The sequence below is a fragment of the Bacillus haynesii genome, from assembly GCF_014042035.1.
GTDB classification, from domain to species: Bacteria; Bacillota; Bacilli; order Bacillales; family Bacillaceae; genus Bacillus; species Bacillus haynesii.
In genome coordinates this window covers 1,892,465-1,911,941 of record NZ_CP059494.1, presented here as the reverse complement: position 1 = coordinate 1,911,941, position 19,477 = coordinate 1,892,465, and the positions used below count along the sequence as shown (strand labels likewise).

Genomic DNA, 19,477 nt, shown 5'->3' with positions numbered 1-19,477 from the left:
TTAATCTGACAAATGGTGTGAAAGATTGTAATCCTTCACATGCCATTTATTTTCGTGAAATTTGATGTTGCTCAGGCAGGCATTGACGAGCTTCGTGTTTTCCAGGTTGATGTCGCCGTTTGAGATTTTTGACAGAAGCGCGTGTATCGCGGCTCCGTGTGCGACGATCAGCACTTTTTTGTCCGGATACCGATCGCTGACCTTTTGAACGCCGGCCATCAGCCGTTCGGCAAGTGCTTCTTTTGATTCCTGATTCGGATATTCTTTATCGGGATAGAGCCTCGTTCTTTCTTCGAATGGCATTCCTTCTGCATCTCCGTAATTCCTTTCGATGAAATCTTCCATTTCGATGATTTCAAGTCCCAAGTATTGATTGATGATTTCAGCGGTTTCTTTCGCTCTTCTTAAAGGGCTTGTAATGATGACGTCCCAGTCAGACCCTTTCAAAAACGCCCCGGTTTCTTTTGCTTGTTTTTTACCCGTTTCATTTAAAGGGATATCAGTTCTTCCCTGCAGTTTTCCTAAAGCATTCCAGTCTGTCTCGCCGTGCCGGATCAAACAAATCGCAGTCATGCTAAAAAGTCTCCTTTCAAACTAGGGGTGCACATTTCGGTGATATGGCCATTATACTAAATTTAAAAAACAGAACCACGAAATATGACTGGCACAGAACAACATTTACACGATTTTTTCAAACAGGAGCGCAGCGCCGATTTTGCGGATCTGCAGACATCGCTGAGCGTGGCCAAGATGCTGCGAATATCAATCATATCTTTGGCATAGCAGACTTTCAAATAACGTAATAGAATCAGGTTGCAAAAGGATGCGAAAGAAAAATACACAGGTCATGAATTGACCTGTGTAGGGTAACGCCTCATTTTTTTGTCAGCTCTACGAGAGAATCGACTGAAACTGCGACTTGTGAGACGGCAGCATTGACATCTTGAAGGCCGCTTAAAAACGACTGCAGGTCGCCTTCGATTCGGCCGCTTTGCTCTTTGCTCGTTTTCATATTGGAGACGATATCATCGAATAGATGATTGATCTCCGACATCTTGTCTTTGCTTTCGTTCACGAGCTGGTTTACATCTGTAATATGCTTCGTGACGATCGAGATTTGCGCGTTTGTGTTATTGACGAGCTCTGATACGGTGGAAACGGTTTTTTTCGTATCATCGGACAGCTTTCTGACTTCGTTTGCGACAACTGCGAAACCTTTGCCGTGCTCTCCTGCCCTTGCCGATTCGATCGAGGCGTTGAGCGAAAGCAAATTCGTCTGTTCGGCAATGCCTGTTACGATCCCGAAAATCTTTTCGATCTGCAGCGCGATTTCTTCCAGCTTTTTAATTTCCTGCTCGATTTGCGTCATGCTGCTTCCCATTTGATTCAGCTGCTGTTCCTGCTCCTCAAGCTCCTTTTTTCCGCCGATCGATTTTTGTTCGACAGACACGGCTGTCTTCGTTCCGGCTCTTGACGTTTCGGCGATCTCGGAAGATTTGTCGACCAATTCCTGTACGGCGCCCGTCGTTTCGGCAAATATAGCGGCCAAAGAACCGGAAGTATCTTTAATTTGCCTGTGAAGTTCATTTTTGCTTTCTTCATCAAGTCTGCGGAGCCTCGCGTGTTCGTCTTCAAAGGCCTCCAGGACGATCTGCTGTTCGATGTTGAGAATTTTGGTGACGGCTTTGACAGACCGCCTGTATTCCTCATCGGATAAGGCGTTTTCAAAGATTGTCAGCATGGAAAGAAGGAGATCTTGAAATGCCCCCAGATACCACTTTGGCAACAGTCCGATGCGAAGATGAACGTGGGCGATCCGGATTCTTTTTTCTAAAAAGGCTTCGTCGATGACGCCTGAAAACATTTCCTGGATGTGGATCGTCAATGTCTTTTTGAGACGGTCGACCGAGCTGTTGTCATGTATGATCTCCATGAGAGATCTTTCATGCTCAAGGTTTTTGTAAAACCGGGTGACGATGGTTTCGATATGTTCAGTGACTAAAGGCTTCAGCCTGCTCAGCACCCAAAGATCCTCATCCGTCAAATCGACCATTGCCAGCTGTTTTTTAAATTCTGCGTGCTGATTGAGCCTGATTCTTTTTGTTTCAGGGCTTTCTTCAGCCAAAAATGATCGTTCTGTCTTTCTATCCTTTTTGAATAACACGATCGTATCCCCCTGTAATCGTTAATGATAAAACTGCCGTTTTTTAAAATTTCCAGCATTTATCTTTTTATCGGCAATTTTTCATTACTTTTTAACTTGGACACCTCAGCTTTCCGGATCTTTAAGAGGTTCTACGGCAGGACCCTCGATGACATCGCCGTCGATCGAAAACCTTGATCCGTGGCACGGACAGTCCCATGTCTTTTCCCCGTCATTCCACTCGACTTCGCAGCCCATATGGGTGCATGTTGTGTCAACCAGATGAAGCTCGCCTTTTTCATCGCGATAAGCGCCCGCCCGTTTTCCGGCATGCGACACGACCGCGCCTTCTCCGTTGACAAGGTTTTCCGGCTTCCTGATCGGCTGCTCGAGTTTTCCTTCGGCAAAGTGTTTTGCAACATCCGCATTATAGGAAATCGCTTTTTTGATGCTTGGATCCGGGTGGAAACGGGCCGGTTGAAAGACGGCTTGATAAGGATTGTCCTCGCCTGTAATATGGTCTGTCATCAACTGCGCGGCGAGCGTGCTCGTTGTCATGCCCCATTTCCGGAATCCGGTGGCGACGAGAATGCGCTTTTCTTTCGGATAGATCGGCCCGATATACGGAATTTTGTCAAGCGTGATTAAATCTTGCGCTGACCAGCGATAAGGGATCGATTCAACGCCGAGCACGCCTTCTGCAAATGATTCAAGCGCCTGATAATGCTTGATTGTATCTTCGCCCTGGCCGGTTTTGTGGCTTTCACCGCCGACAAGAACCATTTTTTCTCCGTCGATCGTCACCGAGCGAAGCGAGCGAGAAGGCTGGTCAATACTTAAGTACATCCCGCCGGGATACGGCGTTTTCGGCTTGACGGCGAGCACGTATGATCGGCTCGGCTCAAGCCTTGCAAAATAGAATCCTTTTTTATCATGAAACGGAAAGTGCGTGCAGCACGCAACATAATCGCTGAAGATTTGATGCCCGCTTCTTGTCAGCACTTTCGGCCGATCGCCTTCTTTGATTTCCTTAGCCGCCGTGTTTTCGTATATTTTTCCGCCGGCTTCCCGGACGGCCTCTGCAAGGTATTTCAAATAGTGCAGCGGATGAAACTGGGCCTGGTTTTTCATGACGAGTCCTGCTTTTACATCGATTGGGACGGGGAGATCTTTGATGAATTCCCTGTCAATCCCGAGCTTTTGGTATGCTTCATATTCCTTTCTGATTTTTTGGACCGATTGTTCTTCAGTTGTGTAAATGCACGCGTCCTGTTCTTCAAAATCGCACGGTATCTTTTGCTCAAGCACGAGGTTTTTGATAAAGGACAGCGCCTTGAGATTTGCTTCATAATACAGTCTTGCATTCGGCATCCCGATATGCTGGATCAGTTCGTCATAGATCAGATCGTGCTGCGCGGTGATTTTGGCTGTCGTATAGCCGGTTGTTCCGTCGAGTATCCGTCCGGATTCGATCAAGACGACGCTGTAGCCTTTTTTCGTCAGCAAATAAGCCGTTGTCAGTCCGGTCATGCCGCCGCCGATGATGGCGACATCTGTTTTGACATCTTCAGACAGTTCCTCGAACGAAGGAAGGTCTGTACTGTTTCTCCAATACGATTCAGGCGAATCCGGCAGTTTTTGTTCTTGATTGCTCACAAGGTTCCCTCCATCATGCATCCGTTTTGTTCTTAAATTTTCCCAATTGAGAAATATTCATGCATGTGAAGCGGCTTGTCATAAAAAAGGGGCGTTTTCATAAAATAGTAAGGTTGAATCGATGTGAAGGAGGAATGGTTTTGAGCAAGCAGCCGAAGAAAGTACTGCCTCCCCAGCACCAAACACAGCGTCCCGGATTGGAGTATTTGATGGATCCCCGGCCCGTTTTCGACCGGCCGAAACGAGAGCGAAAACTGGCTGGGAAAACCGCGATTATTACGGGAGGAGACAGCGGAATCGGCCGTGCCGTGTCCGTTTTGTTTGCGAAGGAAGGCGCGAACGTTGTCATCGTTTACTTAAATGAACACCGCGATGCAGAAGAAACAAAGGGGTATGTGGAAAAAGAAGGCGTCGGATGCAAGCTGATTGCAGGGGACATCGGGGACGAGGCTTTTTGCAACGATGTGGTGCGCCAGGCAAAGGAAGCATTCCCAACGATCGATATTCTCGTCAATAATGCGGCTGAACAGCATCCGCAAAAGGGAATCGAAAAAATCACGAGCCATCAGCTGATCCGAACGTTTCAGACGAATATTTTTTCCATGTTTTATTTGACAAAAGCTGTGCTGCCACATTTGAAAAAAGGCAGCTCAATCATCAATACGACCTCGATTACGGCTTATGCCGGCAATGAAAGGCTGATCGATTATTCTTCGACAAAAGGAGCGATTACATCATTTACGCGTTCGCTCGCTTTGTCGCTCGTCGATCAGGGCATCCGTGTGAACGGGGTGGCACCGGGTCCGATTTGGACGCCGCTTATCCCGTCGACGTTTACGGAGAGAGAGGTCGAAATATTCGGTTCAACAACGCCGATGGAACGGCCCGGGCAGCCTGCTGAAGTGGCGCCGAGCTATCTGTTTCTAGCCAGCGATGATTCTTCTTACATGACGGGCCAGGTGCTCCATGTCAACGGCGGAACGATTATAAACGGATGAAAAAGCCGGGACTATTTATCAGCCGGCTTTTTTCGCGTAAGAAAGCCAATCCGGGAGGGATTGGCCGTTATGCGTGCTTTTTCAGCGCTGTATATTCTCTTGAAAGCTCAAGGAAAGATTGCTTATCTCCTTTGTCTAATGCTTCATTAATCTTCTTGCTCAGCGTGTGTAAACGCCGTTTGAAAAGCGATTCATCAAGGACCATTTGAATGTAGATATCCGTGATGGTTACATCAAGTTCTTTAACCTTTTGGGTATTGCGGGACTTCATGAGCTCAGCGTACGACTTTTTCTCTTTCATAAAGATTCCCCCTGATGCCTTTTTTATAGTATATGGATTACGCAACAAAAAATCAATAAGTATTTATAATTTTTAGATAATTATTCGAAGCTGCGTGTTTATGAGAATAAAAGTTTGTATATTTGGACAAAGAAACACGGATTTAATCGAACAAAACATAAAAATGGAATTTTAAAAACATATTTTCAAATTAATTGAAAAAAATCCTGTCGTTTTGTAAAGGATAATGTTAGATTAATAGTATAAATTTACTAACGATTAGGAGGATCATGATGAGCACAGAGGATATGACAAAAGATACGTATGAAGTAAACGGTTCGACAATGGCTGTCCTGCCTCTGGGAGAGGGGGAGAAACCCGCCTCAAAAATACTTGAGACCGAGAGGACTTTCCTCGTCAATATGAAGCCGTTTCAGATCATCGAAAGAAGCTGCCGCTATTTCGGATCGAGCTATGCGGGAAGAAAAGCGGGCACATATGAAGTCATTAAAGTTTCCCATAAACCGCCGATCATGGTGGATCACTCAAACAACATTTTTCTTTTTCCTACATTTTCCTCAACTCGTCCTCAGTGCGGGTGGCTTTCCCATGCGCATGTTCACGAGTTTTGCGCGGCAAAGTATGACAACACGTTTGTCACCTTTGTCAACGGGGAAACGCTGGAGCTGCCTGTATCCATCACATCTTTCGAAAACCAGGTATACCGAACGGCATGGCTGAGAACAAAATTTATCGACCGGATTGAAGGAAACGCCATGCAGAAGAAACAGGAATTTATGCTCTATCCGAAAGAAGACCGGAATGAGCTGATATACGAATTCATCCTCAGGGAGCTGAAAAAGCGCTATTGATCTGGAGCGGCTTTGAATAAATAGTGCTCAAGAAGCGCGGATACCTGGTTGCGGATGCGGGGATTAAAGTAGTTATGCTCTTCTTCGTATCCCTCATATATAAAGGAATACATCGTAAAGGCTTCGTCCCGTGACACTTCATGCACCTTGATTTTCCGCCGGCGCAGTTCATTTTTTACGTCGTACAGATCGCGCTGGGCAAGCTTTAACGCCTGTTCGATCAGACGCAGATAGGGGTCTTTCAGCTTAAACGGCCCCTGCTGGATGATTTTCATGTCCCGGTTTAATATGCTGACGGTCATCGGGAGGTAAATCGCCTTTTCAATCATATCCCTGGCTTCGGCGGGAATTCTTGTCATGGCTTTTCTCCTCATTTCTTTTTTGATCAGGAACGTTTGTTCTGTTTTTATTTTACACGAAATACGGCCTTTTAATCAAGAACGGGAAAAAATGACTAAAATGATCAGGTTGTTTCAGACTAATACAGAAACAACCGAGACGGATGATTTAAAGTTTTTGATTTAAAGTGTAGAATAGAAGTAGACAACCGCCCTGAGGAGAATCAATGTTGGAGCAATTATTCAGCTATTTTACAGAAGAGAATTTAACAGAGTTTTTTCAGAGCTACAGGGCTTTTGGTCCTTTTGTAGCCGTACTGCTGCCGTTTATTGAAGCGCTGCTCCCGTTTTTACCCCTGCTCGTGTTTGTTGTTGCCAATGTAAATTCGTTCGGTTTATGGCAGGGGTTCTTGTTGACGTGGATTGGGGCATCTTTAGGTTCTATAGCGGTTTTTCTTTTTATCCGCCATTTCGGCCAGCAAAAAGCACTCGGTTTTATCCGCAGGCATCCATCCGTAAAAAAACTGATGATCTGGGTGGAAAAACGGGGCTTCGGTCCGCTGTTTCTCCTGCTTTGCTTTCCATTCACGCCTTCGGCGGCGGTAAATGTTGTGGCAGGACTTTCGCGAGTCAGCCTGCTGCCTTTTTCACTGGCGGTGCTTTGCGGCAAGTTCGTGATGATTTTTATGGTGAGCTTTGTCGGTCACGATCTGAAGGCGCTTTTTACCCAGCCTTTGCGGACAGCCGCCGTGATCATCGTCATGCTGATCTTATGGTATGCCGGAAAACGGGTTGAACATCGTCTGAACGTGAGATTCAGCCAGAGAGAGAAAGACTAGGGGGACACAGAATTGAAAAAGCGTTTTTTGGTCATAGCCGGGGTACTGCTTATCATCGTCGTCGGGATTCAGGTCAAAAATGCCGTTTTCATTGAATATAAAGTAGAAGGCGTCAGCATGAATCCGACCTTTCAGGAGGGCAACGAGCTTTTGATCAACAGGTTCGCCCACCACTTTAAAACGATCAGCCGATTTGATATCGTGCTGTTTAAAGGACCTGACAAAGATATATTCATTAAAAGGGTGATCGGGCTTCCGGGCGAAACCCTCAGGTATGAAGATGATCAGCTGTATATCAACGAAGAAAAGATCAAAGAGCCTTATCTGGACGACTTAAAGGCCGTCACTGCCGGAGGGGACTTGACAGGGGATTTTACGCTGAAGGAAGTGACCGGAGAGGAGAAAGTGCCCGAAAACGAGTACTTCGTCCTCGGGGACAACCGGATCCACAGCTTTGACAGCCGCCATTTCGGCTTTGTTTCAGAACGGGACATCGTTGGGATCGTGACAGAAAGAATTGATAAAAAGTGATTGGAGAATACGGCGAAAGGTAAGCGGCCGACCGAAAGGAATACGATTTCACAAATGTCGTGTCCGAAAATGTCAATTTGTACAACAGCATCAAAAAAGACGTATTCGCTAAATACGTTCATCAAGAAAAGCCCGGAATTCCGGGCTTTTTTTGTTTCGTGCTACTTCAGTTTGATCGCATTGATCCGTTTTTGCAGCTTCTTTTTTTCGGCGGATGCTTTCAGCTTGCTGACCGCTGATTGCGCTGCCGATTTTGTTTTTTTCGTTCTTTTTTGTTCGGCCGTTTTGACTTTGGCTTTCGCCGCTGCCACTTTTTTGTTATAGGCTGCTGCGGCTTGCTTTTTTGCGGTGTTCAGCCTTTTTTGCAGATTTGATTTGTCTTTTCCGGCAGGAAGCTCATTGATCGCTTTTTGTGCTTTGCCGAGGTTTGAGTCTGTTGCCGCCTTTTCAGCTTTGGCAACGGCCTGCTTTGCGGTGTTCAAGAGGCTTGAGCGGACCGCGTTGATTCGTTTTTGCAAATTCGTTTTGAAAGTGCTGTTGTCGAGTTCATTGACCGCTTTCTGGGCTGCATCGGCATTGGTTTTCTTTTTTTGCTTCTCAGCGAGTTTCACTTTGCTTTCGGCTGTTTTTTTAAGCTGCTCTTTAACAGTATCGAGTCTTTTTTTCAAAGCGGTTTTATCGGCGTTTGCAGGCAGCGGTTCGATCGCTTTTTGCGCGGCTTGGATATCCGCTTTTTTCTTTGTCTTTTCCGCTTGTCCAACTGCTTTTTGCGCTTTTTCCAATGGCTGTGTGATCTCTTTGAAGCGGATTAATCCGTAGCCGAACAAATGATCACGGCCGGGGGCGCCTAAATCGCTTGTATAAAACTGCATTTTCTTGCGCAACTCAGTGTTTGAAGCGGTTGGGTACAGCTGTTTCAAAAGAGCAAACATTCCGGTGACGTGCGGCGTTGCCTGTGAAGTGCCGCTTCCGATTGCATAGCCGCGATCGGAAGATGTACTGATAATCGATGTGCCGGGAGCGGAAAACTCGACGGCGCTGCCGGTGTTTGAAAATGAAGCGATCTGATTTTTTTCATTGGTGGCCGAGACGGCTATCACACTGCTGTAGGCGGCCGGGTAATAAACGGATTTTCCGTTTCCGGCATTTCCGCTCGCGCCGACTAAAATGATTCCCCTTTTGTATGCTCTATCTACTGCATCGTGGAGAACTTGACTGTCGCCTGAAACGACGAGGCTCATATTGATGATATCGACTCCGTGCTGAATCGACCAATCGATGCCTTGTAAGATGCCTTTCAGATCCCCTGAACCATTCCGATCCAGCGCTTTTACGGCATACAGCTGCGCGCCAGGCGCGATGCCGTCGATCCCCCGTCCGTTATGCTTCGCTCCGATGATTCCGGCAACATGTGTTCCGTGGCCGTTATCATCACGGTATGAAGCGGTATAGCCGACCATCGATGTACCGCCTGCGATTGACAGCTCTTCATGGGGGGAAATCCCGCTGTCAATAACCGCGATCTTCACCTGTTTCCCTGTCAAACCTTTATTCCAAGCCAGTGCGGCTTGTATCGGCTTGATGTTCCACTGTGAAAACGCGGAGGCGTTTTGCACTGTACTGCTGGAGACAGCTTTTAGAGCGGTGCTGTCGGCAGCAGCTACCGGGAGGTTGTCTTCGACATACAGGACGTCGGGATCTTGTTCAAGTTCGCGCACTGTTTTGTCGTCCGCAGTGACAGCGGCTGCGGGAATGTGCCGGTAAACGTGATCTACCGTGTCTGCTTGTTCGATGACAGTTTCTTTTCCACTGGCATTTTTATATACGACAATGACTTCGTTTTCCTGCTTATTGCTTTCCGCTTGAATGCGGGGTGAATTTGCGAAAAAACCGACGAACATTGCAGCGGAAACTGCGATTTTCCATAATTTTTTCATCCGGCTCTCCTCCTTATTAGCGGCATTCGCTATATATATCGGAGAATTTTTGAATTTTCAAAGAGAAAGAAAGCCGGTCTTAAGGGCGCTCGTCGTGTACCTTGGTTCTCTACATGTTAAGAACACTGTTATATCAACGTTTGCGGAGCTTCCTATTTATTTGGGAAGTGCTTTTTTTAATAAATGGTTACTCCTAAGTTTGTTTTAAAAAAGAGCCATCTTTTTGCTCTTAAGTGTTTTTGTTGTGAAATAATTACTTTTATGGAAATGGGAGAGCTGGGAAAAATAAGGATAGCTTCTATCGATGAATCATTCCATCGATATTTTTAAGCAGATGCCTTTTGTCTAAAATGTATAATGTTACTTTTGTTTTTGTTGAAAGTGAACAATGTTATTGACTGGCTTATAACCTACAATTTTATTAAATAATAAAAAGGGAGCGTGTCATACCGTGGAAAAAACAATTAAACATGACCCCAATTATTACAAAAAGATCATTATTGCATTGTGTTTAGGATGGGTAGCCATTTGGATTTATCGTACAATCCTTACGCCAATATATCCACAGATTCAAGAATCATTAGGACATATTAGTGACACACAAATGGGGTTGGTTGCTTCTATTTATTTTTTTGCCTATACGGGTATGCAAATTCCGTCAGGAGCACTTGTTGATAAGTTTGGACAAAAAAAGGTGTTAATTCCTGCATTTATCGTTTTTGCGCTAGCTGCATTTGTAATTGGCACAAGTTCAACTATCATGCAAGTATACATTGGTTCGTTATTGGCTGGTATTTCGACTGGTTCATATTACGGTGCAGCCTTTTCCTTATCAGCCAAACATACGCCAAAAGATAAAAAAAGCTTTTCCAATGCGATAATAAATAGCGGTTCAGCATTAGGAATGGTAATTGGACTAATCGGATCATCGGTTTTAGTAGGCGGTTTTGAAATTCAATGGAATTATATGCTTTTTATAACAGCTATCGTTATCGTAGCTGTAACATTTGTGTTTGTGTTGTTTATTAAACAAGATAAAACATCAGACAAGGAAGTGGCTGAAGAGAAGAAAGATGTCATACAAAGCACAGATATTCAAAATGAAAGCTTATTTTCTCCAAGACAATTAGTTGTATATTTTGTATATTTTGCAACATGCTATGGCTATTATATGATTGTCACTTGGCTGCCATCCTTCCTTGTAGCAGAAAAAGGATTTGCTCAAGGTTCAGTAGGGTATGTAGCTGCACTAGTTGCAGTCACTGCAGTGCCTGGTGCTTTGATATTTACTAAATACATAGACAAACATGCACATTTGCGTCTGCGTTTAATTTTATTTCTATTAATTGCTGCGGCAATAACAATTAGTTTGACAGTATTTGCACCAAATCCTGCAGTGCTGTATATTGCATTAATTTTATATGGCTTATTAGGTAAACTTGCGATTGATCCAGTTTTAATAACCTATGTATCTGATTCCGTATCAGGAGATAGAGTGGCCAGAGCATTAACTCTCTTTAACTTCTTTGGAATGAGCTCATCTGTTATTGCACCAACACTTACTGGTTATATTGGTGATGTAACTGGCTCGCAAGTATTAGCATTCTATATTGCAACCATCCTTCTCGCAGCAGCAGCGTTGCTATTTTTCCTTGTTGTTATGTTAAGACAGAATAAAACAGTAGCTAACTAAATAAATAGAAAAGAAAACTTCCGGTGGTTCTACTTTTGATTTACAACGATATTTTCTCTGAAGCAAATAATGCCAATCGAATGCTCAGGGATGTATCAGGAGATTCTACAGATTGACCTAATATTTCTTCGCATTTTTTAATACGATATTTCACAGTATTACGGTGAATAAAAATATCTTCTGAGGTCTTTGTAAGATCACATTGGTTTGCCATATAGACATTTAACGTAAACCTTAGTTCTTTTTCCTTCGTTGTTTGGGGATAAGCTAATGGACCGAGTGTATAAATGATAAATGGTTTTAATTTATTCGTTGGAATGAGTTGCAATAATTCTTCTACGCTTTTAGATTTATAGGGCTCTACAAATTCTATTTCGCCTTGTTCATATTTATTATCATAAGCCTCATTCGCTTCGAAAAAAGACAGTGGTAATTGTGAAAGCTCGGAGACCTCATTACCAATGCCAAATGAAAGGGAGCTATTAAAAAATAGCTGATACTCTTTTTGGATATATCTACAGTATTCCAAATAATAATGATGTCTTCTTTGTAAAAGTATCGTAAATCTGCGTTCACCCTGAGACATATATATACTAATAGAAGGGTCAATCCCAGTAAACTTATGCGTTAACCACTCAAAAGTCATCTGATATCGCTCATTTAAGTAGGCGCTATTTTCTACATTCTTTTCTTTGTCTATCCCGCAAATCATCACTTGGTAGAATTTAGAGGGTTGAATGTGATATTTTTTTAAAAGGTCGGTGTGTTGTGTTAGTGAAACAAGGTTATCAGGATGTTCGGACATCAGCGATGTGAAAAAATGGTTCGTATCCTGCTGCTCTGCTTCTTTGATTTTACTATTTTTGTAAATTGTGAGACTAAGTGTGTTAACTGCTTGTTCTATTGTTAATAAACTAAACGGATAGTTGAGCAAATTAACATTTGAAATCATTAGATAATACGGAAAATATTTAAATGCAGGAACCTTAAATATAGCATATTCTTCCTGGAAAACACCATTATGATTTGGTTCGATTTGCTCTGAATTTAAATATCTCCTGAAATAATTAAGGTTTTTTTGAACATGTTCTGAGTGTTGATGAAAGTGATGACTCACTGACTCAACTTGATGAAAAGAATTTAGCAGCATGACAGGAACCTTTATAAGCCTACTTAAACGTTCAATCATCATGTTCAGGCTTAAACCTTGCATAAGCATAGCATTTAACTCTTGTTGGATATCTAATGCAAAGTGTAATTTTTCTGTTTCTTCATCCAAGATAAATGACGATATATGATGAGTAATGGATCCCAAATTCCAACTTTCTGGAATTTCAATAATTGGGAATTTTAATTTGTTTGCAAATGCAATAACCTCATCATCTAATTTTTTTAAAAATCGGGATAGCTTAATACCTAGACCAGCAACTTGTATATCATTTAACTCACTAATAAGACTGATTAGTCCGGATTGATCATACTGATAATTCATTCCTGTTGTTACGATAAGTGAGTGTGGTGTTGTAAAATTTTTAATATCAGGCGTTTCTGTAATATCAACCATTTCTACCACTCTTTCCAAATCGCCCTGCTCATTCAGCAATGTTAAATCTGAAAATTGCAGTACAGATAATATTTCTTTTAATGTTGTCATCAAGGCTGCCTCCTTATCTTTGTTAGAAAAAGATAAAATAAAAATGAAATATGTCAGATGTTACAAGGATAAATTCTCACTCTGATAGTACACTGTTTTTGAAGGTAATTATACGTATAATCCTTTAGTTAAAAATATTAAAGGAGAATCATTAATGCTTGAACATGATTCTTCGTTTTTTGAAAAGTGTGGTTATAACAAAGATATCATGCCGAAGATCACTTGAACAAAGAAATTCATCCTATTTAATTTTTTTAACCTGTGGATGGGAGCAGTGGATAATATTCCGAATTATATAGCTGTTGGTGATTTTTCACAACTGGGATTATCACCGTTGCAAGTAATAGTATCCCTTGTTATAAGTTCCTTCTTAGATAGCCTTATGACTGGTTGCAATTACGAAAGGCAGTATTTTATATCCAACCATTAAAAGAGGAGGATGATTTTAATGAATTTTGATTCCATTATCAAAAATGGATTAGTCATTCTGGAAAATGGTGAACAAGAAGTCGAAGTAGGGATTAAAGATGGCAAAATTGCAGCAATCGGCAATGATTTAGGAACAAGTGCAAAAATTATCGATGCAAAAGGAGCGATTGTATCTCCAGGTATGGTTGATGCACATGTGCATATCACAGAGCCGGGCGGCGGCTATCGTGATGAATGGGAAGGCTATGACACAGGAACACGTGCCTCTGCAAAAGGCGGTGTAACGACGATTATTGAAATGCCATTAAATCAAGTGCCAGCAACGGTAGATGAGGAATCTATTCAAGAAAAATTTAAAGCTGGAAAAGGAAAATTATCTGTAGACGTTGCGAGTTACGGGGGTTTAGTACCATTTAACTTGGATGGAGGTATTCAAGAGTTAGATAACAACGGTGTTGTTGCATATAAATGTTTTGTAGCAACATGTGGTGACCGTTCTATAGAAGGAGATTTCATGAATGTGGATGACTATTCCCTCTACGAAGGTATGAAACAAATTGCGAAAACAGGCAAAATATTATCTGTACACGCTGAAAATGCTGCAATTACGGATAAGTTAGGGGAAATAGCATTCAAAAATGGTGAAACCTCATTACGCGCTTATGTAGATTCTCGACCCGTATTTACTGAAGTAGAACCGATTAGAAAAATAATTCTATTTGCGAAAGAAACGGGATGTCGTGTACACATCGTTCATATAGCTTGTGAGGAAGGCGTAGATGAAATTGTCAAAGCACAACAGGAAGGGGTCGATATTACATGCGAAACATGTACACACTATTTATATTTCTATAAAGAAGAACTGGATAATATCGGACCAGTTGTAAAATGCTCTCCGCCAATCCGTGAGCAATCACGCTTAGAAGGCATGTGGAATCGGGTATTAAACGGAGATATTTCATTCGTAACATCAGACCATTCACCATGTACCCCAGACTTAAAAGCTACGGATAATGCATTTGAAGCTTGGGGGGGTATCGCAGGTGTACAAAATAATGTTGACGTATTATTTGATGAGGGAGTGCAAAAACGTAATATGTCATTATCCAAATTTGCAGCCATTATTGCTACAAACCCTGCGAAACGTTTTAATCTAACATCAAAAGGCAGTATTGCAGTAGGGAAAGATGCGGATTTCGTATTTATTAAGAAAGATGCACCTTATGTATTAAAAGCTGAGGACTTAGCATATCGACACAAAATTAGTCCATATATTGGCCGCGAAATTGGTGCGCAGGTAGTGAAAACAATCCTTCGCGGTGTCGAAATCTATGATAAAGAAAAAGGGATTTCAAATGAAAAAGTAGGAAGATTTATTCCTTGAGTGACGGGACAGTTGTCCCTTCATTGAGGCAAACGAAGATGTAAATGCGGATTATTCCGCTGAAGATTCGATTTATTCATCTGCCATTTCGTGAGAGATAAAGAGGATGTTTTTATTTGGTGTTAATTGCACATGTTGGTTGGGGAGTAATATCTTGAATATACATTAAGGTACAGCCTGGAATGACTGCTGCTCGTATGTATCCTGACTCTTGGCATATTATTTATGATGTAATGAAACAGATAAACTACCCTATAAATCAATGTTTTTTATTGATTTATAGGGTAGTTTTTTTCTTGAATAAGGAAGTATAAAATTTGCACCTTATTTATTTGTTGGGTAAGAGAGATAGTCAATCGTCAAAAACCAGAAGATGTCGCTTCGCTCCAATCTTTAAACGAGCGCTCTGTGATTTTCTTTTATCTAGATACCATTAAAAGGTGTATTTGTTGAAAGTGCATAAAATGCTCTTCCATTATTGTTGGTTATGTCAATGAATGGTTGTAAGCAGGGTTCTATGATGGAAGTAAATAGAGAAAGGAGGAGAAAAAGAATGGATATTCGATCAACCTTTGAAACGTTAGATAAGAAATTCACAAGTTTTGGCGGTTTAGAACAAGGTGGTATTACGCGTCTGTTATACTCTCCTGAATGGATTGATGCAGTTCGTGAACTGGAAGCAACATTCAAGGAAGAAGGTTTAGAAGTAAGCTTTGATGATGTTGGGAACTTATCTGGTCGTCTTGTTGGAAGTAAATATTCTGAAGAAACTATTTTAACAGGATCACATATCGACACGGTTGTTGAAGGTGGTCATCTAGATGGACAATTCGGTATCTTATCTGCACTGGTTGCTGTGAAATATTTAAAAGAAAAATATGGTCAACCATTACGAACAATAGAAGTATTATCGCTCGCAGAAGAAGAAGGCAGTCGATTCCCATATACATTTTGGGGAAGTAAAAACTTCTTTAACTTAGCCAAAAAAGCGGATGTTGACACAATAGAAGATGCTGAAGGAATTAAATTCGAAGATGCTATGCACGAATCTGGTTTTGATTACCGTAAAACAGATGATGTTCGGGACGATATTAAAGCATTTGTTGAAGTACATATTGAACAAGGGAAAGTATTAGAGGCGGAAAATAAAGCGATAGGTGTTGTAACTGGGATTGTTGGTCAAAAACGTTACACAATTAACTTGAAAGGTGAAGCAAACCACGCTGGCACAACACCGATGTCATTACGAAGAGATACAGTTGTTGCATATAGTGAAATTGTAACAGACTTAACGAAACGAGCTAGAGAAATTGGGGAGCCTCTTGTATTAACGTTTGGACATGTCACTCCTGTTCCAAACACCGTAAATGTCGTTCCCGGGGAAATTACTTTTTCGATAGACTGTCGTCATATTGATCAACAACTATTAAATGATTTTGCGAGAGAAATTGAAGATAAAGTTAAAGCGGTAGCAGAAGCAAACAGCATGACTTATGACATTAATTTATGGATGGATGAAGCACCGTCATTGATGGATAAAGAAATCATTCAAATCGTTGAACAAGCAGCTAAGGATAATGTGGGGGACAGCTATAAATTGATGCCATCTGGTGCAGGTCATGATGCACAAATTTTTGCGGGTTTTGTTCCTACAGCCATGTTGTTTGTACCTTCTATTGGCGGAATTAGCCACAATACCAATGAAGAAACGAAGATAGAAGACCTTGTGAAGGGGATTGAAGTATTGAAAGATGTATTGTTTGAACTAGCTTATAAAGAATGAAAAGGAGCCAGATACTCATGAGTTACTTAAATCATAATCAAGGATACAGAGAAGGTTTATTAGAAACACGTTCAGTAATAAAAAAAGATAATTATGCGGTAATCACCCCTGATGGCTTGGTTAATAATGTTGTACCTGGCTTTGAAGACTGTGATGTAACCATTTTAGGATCTCCGCGTTTAGGTGCAAGGTTTGTAGATTATTTGGTAACAGTTAAAAACCAGGGCGGAAACAAAACCGGTTTTGCTGGTGATGGTATCCAATCATTTGTGTACGTTGAATATGGTAAAATCAACGCTTTCGCGGATGGTAAAAAATACGAATTAACAAAAGGCGGCTTCTTATATGTGCCTCCACACTTACAATTGACGTTTGACAATAATAATAATGGTGAGGATAGCCGTTTGTTTTTATACAAAAAGCGTTATCAGCCGCTTAAAGGATACACACCAGAAATTGTTACAGGTAATGTGAATAACATCAAACAAGAAGCCTATGAAGGTATGAAAGAAGTATTAATTCAAGATTTGCTGCCAAAAGAAATTGCATATGACATGAACATTCATATTCTTTCATTTGAGCCGGGTGCTTCGCATGGTTACATTGAAACGCACGTTCAAGAACATGGTGCTTATATATTAAGTGGACGAGGTGTTTACAACTTAGATAACGAGTGGATGCCAGTTGACAAAGGTGACTATATTTTTATGGGAGCTTATACGCCGCAAGCAACCTATGCAATTGGTTTGGATGAACCATTCTCGTATATTTATTCAAAGGATGCGAATAGAGATATTAATCTATAAAGAGGGGCAATTTTAATGAGTGAACCATTAGTGTATGTAGAAAGTAATCGTCTCCGGCAGCTAATGAAAGATAAATTAGTGAAAGCAGGCTTACCTGAAGAACAAGCGGATAAAACAGCTGACTTACTCATTTTTGCAGATGAACGAGGTGTTCACTCACATGGTGCAGTGAGAATGCAATACTATTCCGAACGTACATTGAAGGGTGGATATAACCTGAAACCAAACTTAAGCTTCGAAAAAACGGGCCCAGCATCAGGGATTTACCATGGAGATAATGCGTTAGGGCATTATGTGAGTTATCAAGCAATGAAAAAGGCAATCGAATTAGCAAAAACATCAGGTATCGGTGTTGTCGGTGTAAAAGAAATGGGACACAGTGGTGCTATTGGTTATTATGCACGTCAAGCAGCATTAGAAGGTATGGTGGCATTAACAGTATGTCAATCTGATCCCATGGTCGTGCCATTTGGCGGTACCGAACCGTACTTTGGCACCAACCCAATTGCTTTTAGTGCGCCTAGAAAAGATGGTAGTCCAATAATTTTTGATATGGCAACAACGGTACAAGCCTGGGGGAAAATTTTAGATGCTAGAAGTAAAAACAAATCTATCCCAGACTCATGGGCAGTGGATAAAAATGGAGCACCAACAACAGACCCGTTTAAGGTAAATGCACTATTACCAATAGCTGGGCCTAAAGGATACGGGTTAATGATGATGGTTGATATTTTATCGGGGAGTTTACTCGGCTTGCCATTTGGCAAGCATGTCACTTCCATGTATCAAGATTTATCAGAGTACCGTCGCTTAGGGCAGCTTCATCTCGTAATCAATCCTGAATACTTTGGTGGGAAGGAGCAATTCTTGGAAAAAATATCTCAAATGGTTGAAGAATTACATGACAACCCACCTGCTGAAGGATTTGACAAAGTGTATTATCCCGGTGAAATTCAAATAGATGTGATGAAACAGTATAAAAAAACAGGTATCCCAGTTACAAAGGAAATTTTAGATTATTTAGAGTCAGACAAAATTTACTAATCATGTAATGGAAGGGGGAGAATCAGATGCGTGTATCTAAGCAGGAGCTGTTTCATTTAATCAAACAGAAGCTAATCAAAGCTGGATTAAATGAAGAAGCCGCACACGATGTTTCAGATGTATTGACATTCGCCGATCATAGAGGGATCCATTCCCATGGTGCAGTACGTGTGGAATATTATGCCGAACGAATCGCAAAAGGCGGTATTACAGCAAACCCAAACTACACATTTGAACAAACAGGACCTGCATCCGCTGTCTTTAGCGGAGATAATGGTCCAGGTCACCAAGCGGCAAAACAAGCGATGGAAAAAGCAATCGAAATGGCAAAAAATTCAGGTGTTGCTGTTGTAGGCATGAAGAATATCTCGCATAGTGGTGCATTGGGTTACTTTGTTGAAATGGCAGCAGAACAGGACATGGTTGCTTTAAGCATGTGCCAATCAGATCCAATGGTCGTACCGTTTGGAGGAACAGAACCATACTTTGGCACCAATCCAATTGCTTTTAGTGCACCATCGGCTGATGAACGCATGATCACATTTGATATGGCGACAACTGTTCAGGCGTGGGGAAAAGTATTGGATGCAAGAAGTAAAAATGAATCGATCCCGGAAACATGGGCAGTAGATGCAGCCGGCAAACCAACAACGAATGCAAGAGATGTCCATGCACTTGTGCCAATTGCCGGTCCAAAAGGTTATGGATTGATGATGATGGTGGATATCTTATCAGGCAGCCTTCTTGGAGTACCTCATGGCGTACATGTATCTTCCATGTATCAAGACCTGACAAAAGGTCGCGATTTAGGGCAAATTCATATTGTGATTAACCCTGCATACTTCACAGATTTAACTGCTTTTAAACAACAGATTTCGACGATGCTCGATGAATTAAAAGCACACCCGGCAGCAGAAGGCTATGGAGAAATTTATTATCCGGGTGAGCGCGGTAAATTAAGAAGCGCAAAATATGATAAAGAAGGAATTGAAATTGTAGACGATATTTATAACTACCTCGTTTCAGGCGATGTTCATTTTAATCGCTATCATGGAAAGAATAGATTTGCAGAATAACAAAATGGAGGATC

At 41.8% G+C, this 19,477-nt stretch carries 17 protein-coding genes and 1 pseudogene; 10 read left to right on the top strand and 8 right to left on the bottom strand.

What is annotated here, in order from left to right; all coding sequences use genetic code 11:
* From H2R00_RS09480 to H2R00_RS09470, 4 genes and pseudogenes are all read right to left on the bottom strand, one after another.
* Nucleotides 1-573: a histidine phosphatase family protein gene (locus tag H2R00_RS09480; RefSeq protein ID WP_154999607.1), complete on the bottom strand. Its 573-nt coding sequence runs from the start codon at nt 571-573 to the stop codon at nt 1-3.
* 301 nt (nt 574-874) lie between these two features.
* Entirely contained in the window at nt 875-1,672 is a 798-nt protein-coding gene (locus H2R00_RS21515) for a methyl-accepting chemotaxis protein (protein ID WP_425321884.1), read from the bottom strand.
* A gap of 9 nt (nt 1,673-1,681) precedes the next feature.
* Nucleotides 1,682-2,053 (bottom strand): annotated as a pseudogene (locus H2R00_RS21510) (protoglobin family protein); the annotation flags it as partial.
* A 216-nt stretch (nt 2,054-2,269) separates the two neighbouring features.
* Complete coding sequence (locus H2R00_RS09470) at nt 2,270-3,820, bottom strand: FAD-dependent oxidoreductase (protein WP_182070920.1); 1,551 nt, start codon at nt 3,818-3,820, stop codon at nt 2,270-2,272.
* Between the two features lie 119 nt (nt 3,821-3,939).
* Between H2R00_RS09470 and H2R00_RS09465 the strand changes: the two genes are divergently transcribed.
* A complete protein-coding gene (locus H2R00_RS09465; RefSeq protein WP_043927304.1) occupies nt 3,940-4,797 on the top strand; it encodes an SDR family oxidoreductase in 858 nt (285 codons plus the stop codon).
* Nucleotides 4,798-4,864: 67 nt separating this feature from the next.
* Here H2R00_RS09465 and H2R00_RS09460 read toward each other — a convergent pair whose 3' ends face one another.
* Nucleotides 4,865-5,098, bottom strand: coding sequence for an IDEAL domain-containing protein (locus tag H2R00_RS09460; RefSeq protein ID WP_003180353.1), 234 nt, complete (start codon nt 5,096-5,098; stop codon nt 4,865-4,867).
* 272 nt (nt 5,099-5,370) lie between these two features.
* Here H2R00_RS09460 and H2R00_RS09455 point away from each other — a divergent pair, with 272 nt between their 5' ends.
* A complete protein-coding gene (locus tag H2R00_RS09455; protein WP_154999609.1) occupies nt 5,371-5,949 on the top strand; it encodes a competence protein ComK in 579 nt (192 codons plus the stop codon).
* Here the strand turns inward: H2R00_RS09455 and H2R00_RS09450 are convergent.
* Entirely contained in the window at nt 5,943-6,308 is a 366-nt protein-coding gene (locus H2R00_RS09450; RefSeq protein WP_152847534.1) for a YhjD family protein, read from the bottom strand. The two genes, H2R00_RS09455 and H2R00_RS09450, sit on opposite strands and share 7 nt — an antisense overlap.
* A 206-nt stretch (nt 6,309-6,514) precedes the next feature.
* Here H2R00_RS09450 and H2R00_RS09445 point away from each other — a divergent pair, with 206 nt between their 5' ends.
* Both H2R00_RS09445 and lepB read left to right on the top strand, forming a co-directional pair.
* Nucleotides 6,515-7,126, top strand: a complete 612-nt coding sequence (locus tag H2R00_RS09445) for a TVP38/TMEM64 family protein (protein WP_043927307.1) — start codon at nt 6,515-6,517, stop codon at nt 7,124-7,126.
* A gap of 12 nt (nt 7,127-7,138) precedes the next feature.
* Nucleotides 7,139-7,657, top strand: a complete 519-nt coding sequence (gene lepB / locus H2R00_RS09440) for a signal peptidase I (protein WP_043927308.1) — start codon at nt 7,139-7,141, stop codon at nt 7,655-7,657.
* A gap of 161 nt (nt 7,658-7,818) precedes the next feature.
* Here the strand turns inward: lepB and H2R00_RS09435 are convergent, their stop codons facing one another.
* The gene (locus tag H2R00_RS09435; RefSeq protein ID WP_182070919.1) at nt 7,819-9,594 is read right to left on the bottom strand and encodes a S8 family peptidase; all 1,776 of its coding nucleotides are present in this window, start codon (nt 9,592-9,594) and stop codon (nt 7,819-7,821) included.
* Between the two features lie 451 nt (nt 9,595-10,045).
* On the opposite strand from H2R00_RS09435, the gene H2R00_RS09430 reads away from it, so the two are divergent.
* Entirely contained in the window at nt 10,046-11,287 is a 1,242-nt protein-coding gene (locus H2R00_RS09430; RefSeq protein WP_182070918.1) for an MFS transporter, read from the top strand.
* A gap of 40 nt (nt 11,288-11,327) precedes the next feature.
* Here H2R00_RS09430 and H2R00_RS09425 read toward each other — a convergent pair whose 3' ends face one another.
* Nucleotides 11,328-12,941: a PucR family transcriptional regulator gene (locus H2R00_RS09425; RefSeq protein ID WP_182070917.1), complete on the bottom strand. Its 1,614-nt coding sequence runs from the start codon at nt 12,939-12,941 to the stop codon at nt 11,328-11,330.
* 448 nt (nt 12,942-13,389) lie between these two features.
* On the opposite strand from H2R00_RS09425, the gene allB reads away from it, so the two are divergent.
* The 5 genes from allB to allD (H2R00_RS09400) all read left to right on the top strand — a co-directional run bounded on the left by allB (nt 13,390) and on the right by allD (H2R00_RS09400) (nt 19,463).
* Nucleotides 13,390-14,754, top strand: coding sequence for an allantoinase AllB (gene allB / locus H2R00_RS09420; protein ID WP_154999601.1), 1,365 nt, complete (start codon nt 13,390-13,392; stop codon nt 14,752-14,754).
* Between the two features lie 553 nt (nt 14,755-15,307).
* On the top strand, nt 15,308-16,537 hold the full coding sequence (gene allC, locus H2R00_RS09415) for an allantoate deiminase (RefSeq protein ID WP_154999600.1): 1,230 nt from the start codon (nt 15,308-15,310) through the stop codon (nt 16,535-16,537).
* Between the two features lie 17 nt (nt 16,538-16,554).
* Nucleotides 16,555-17,343 (top strand): (S)-ureidoglycine aminohydrolase, encoded by a 789-nt coding sequence (allE, locus tag H2R00_RS09410; protein ID WP_154999599.1) that lies wholly within the window; start codon nt 16,555-16,557, stop codon nt 17,341-17,343.
* Between the two features lie 15 nt (nt 17,344-17,358).
* The gene (gene allD / locus H2R00_RS09405; protein WP_182070916.1) at nt 17,359-18,387 is read left to right on the top strand and encodes an ureidoglycolate dehydrogenase; all 1,029 of its coding nucleotides are present in this window, start codon (nt 17,359-17,361) and stop codon (nt 18,385-18,387) included.
* Nucleotides 18,388-18,413: 26 nt separating this feature from the next.
* On the top strand, nt 18,414-19,463 hold the full coding sequence (allD, locus tag H2R00_RS09400; RefSeq protein ID WP_182070915.1) for an ureidoglycolate dehydrogenase: 1,050 nt from the start codon (nt 18,414-18,416) through the stop codon (nt 19,461-19,463).
* Nucleotides 19,464-19,477: the final 14 nt, after the last annotated feature.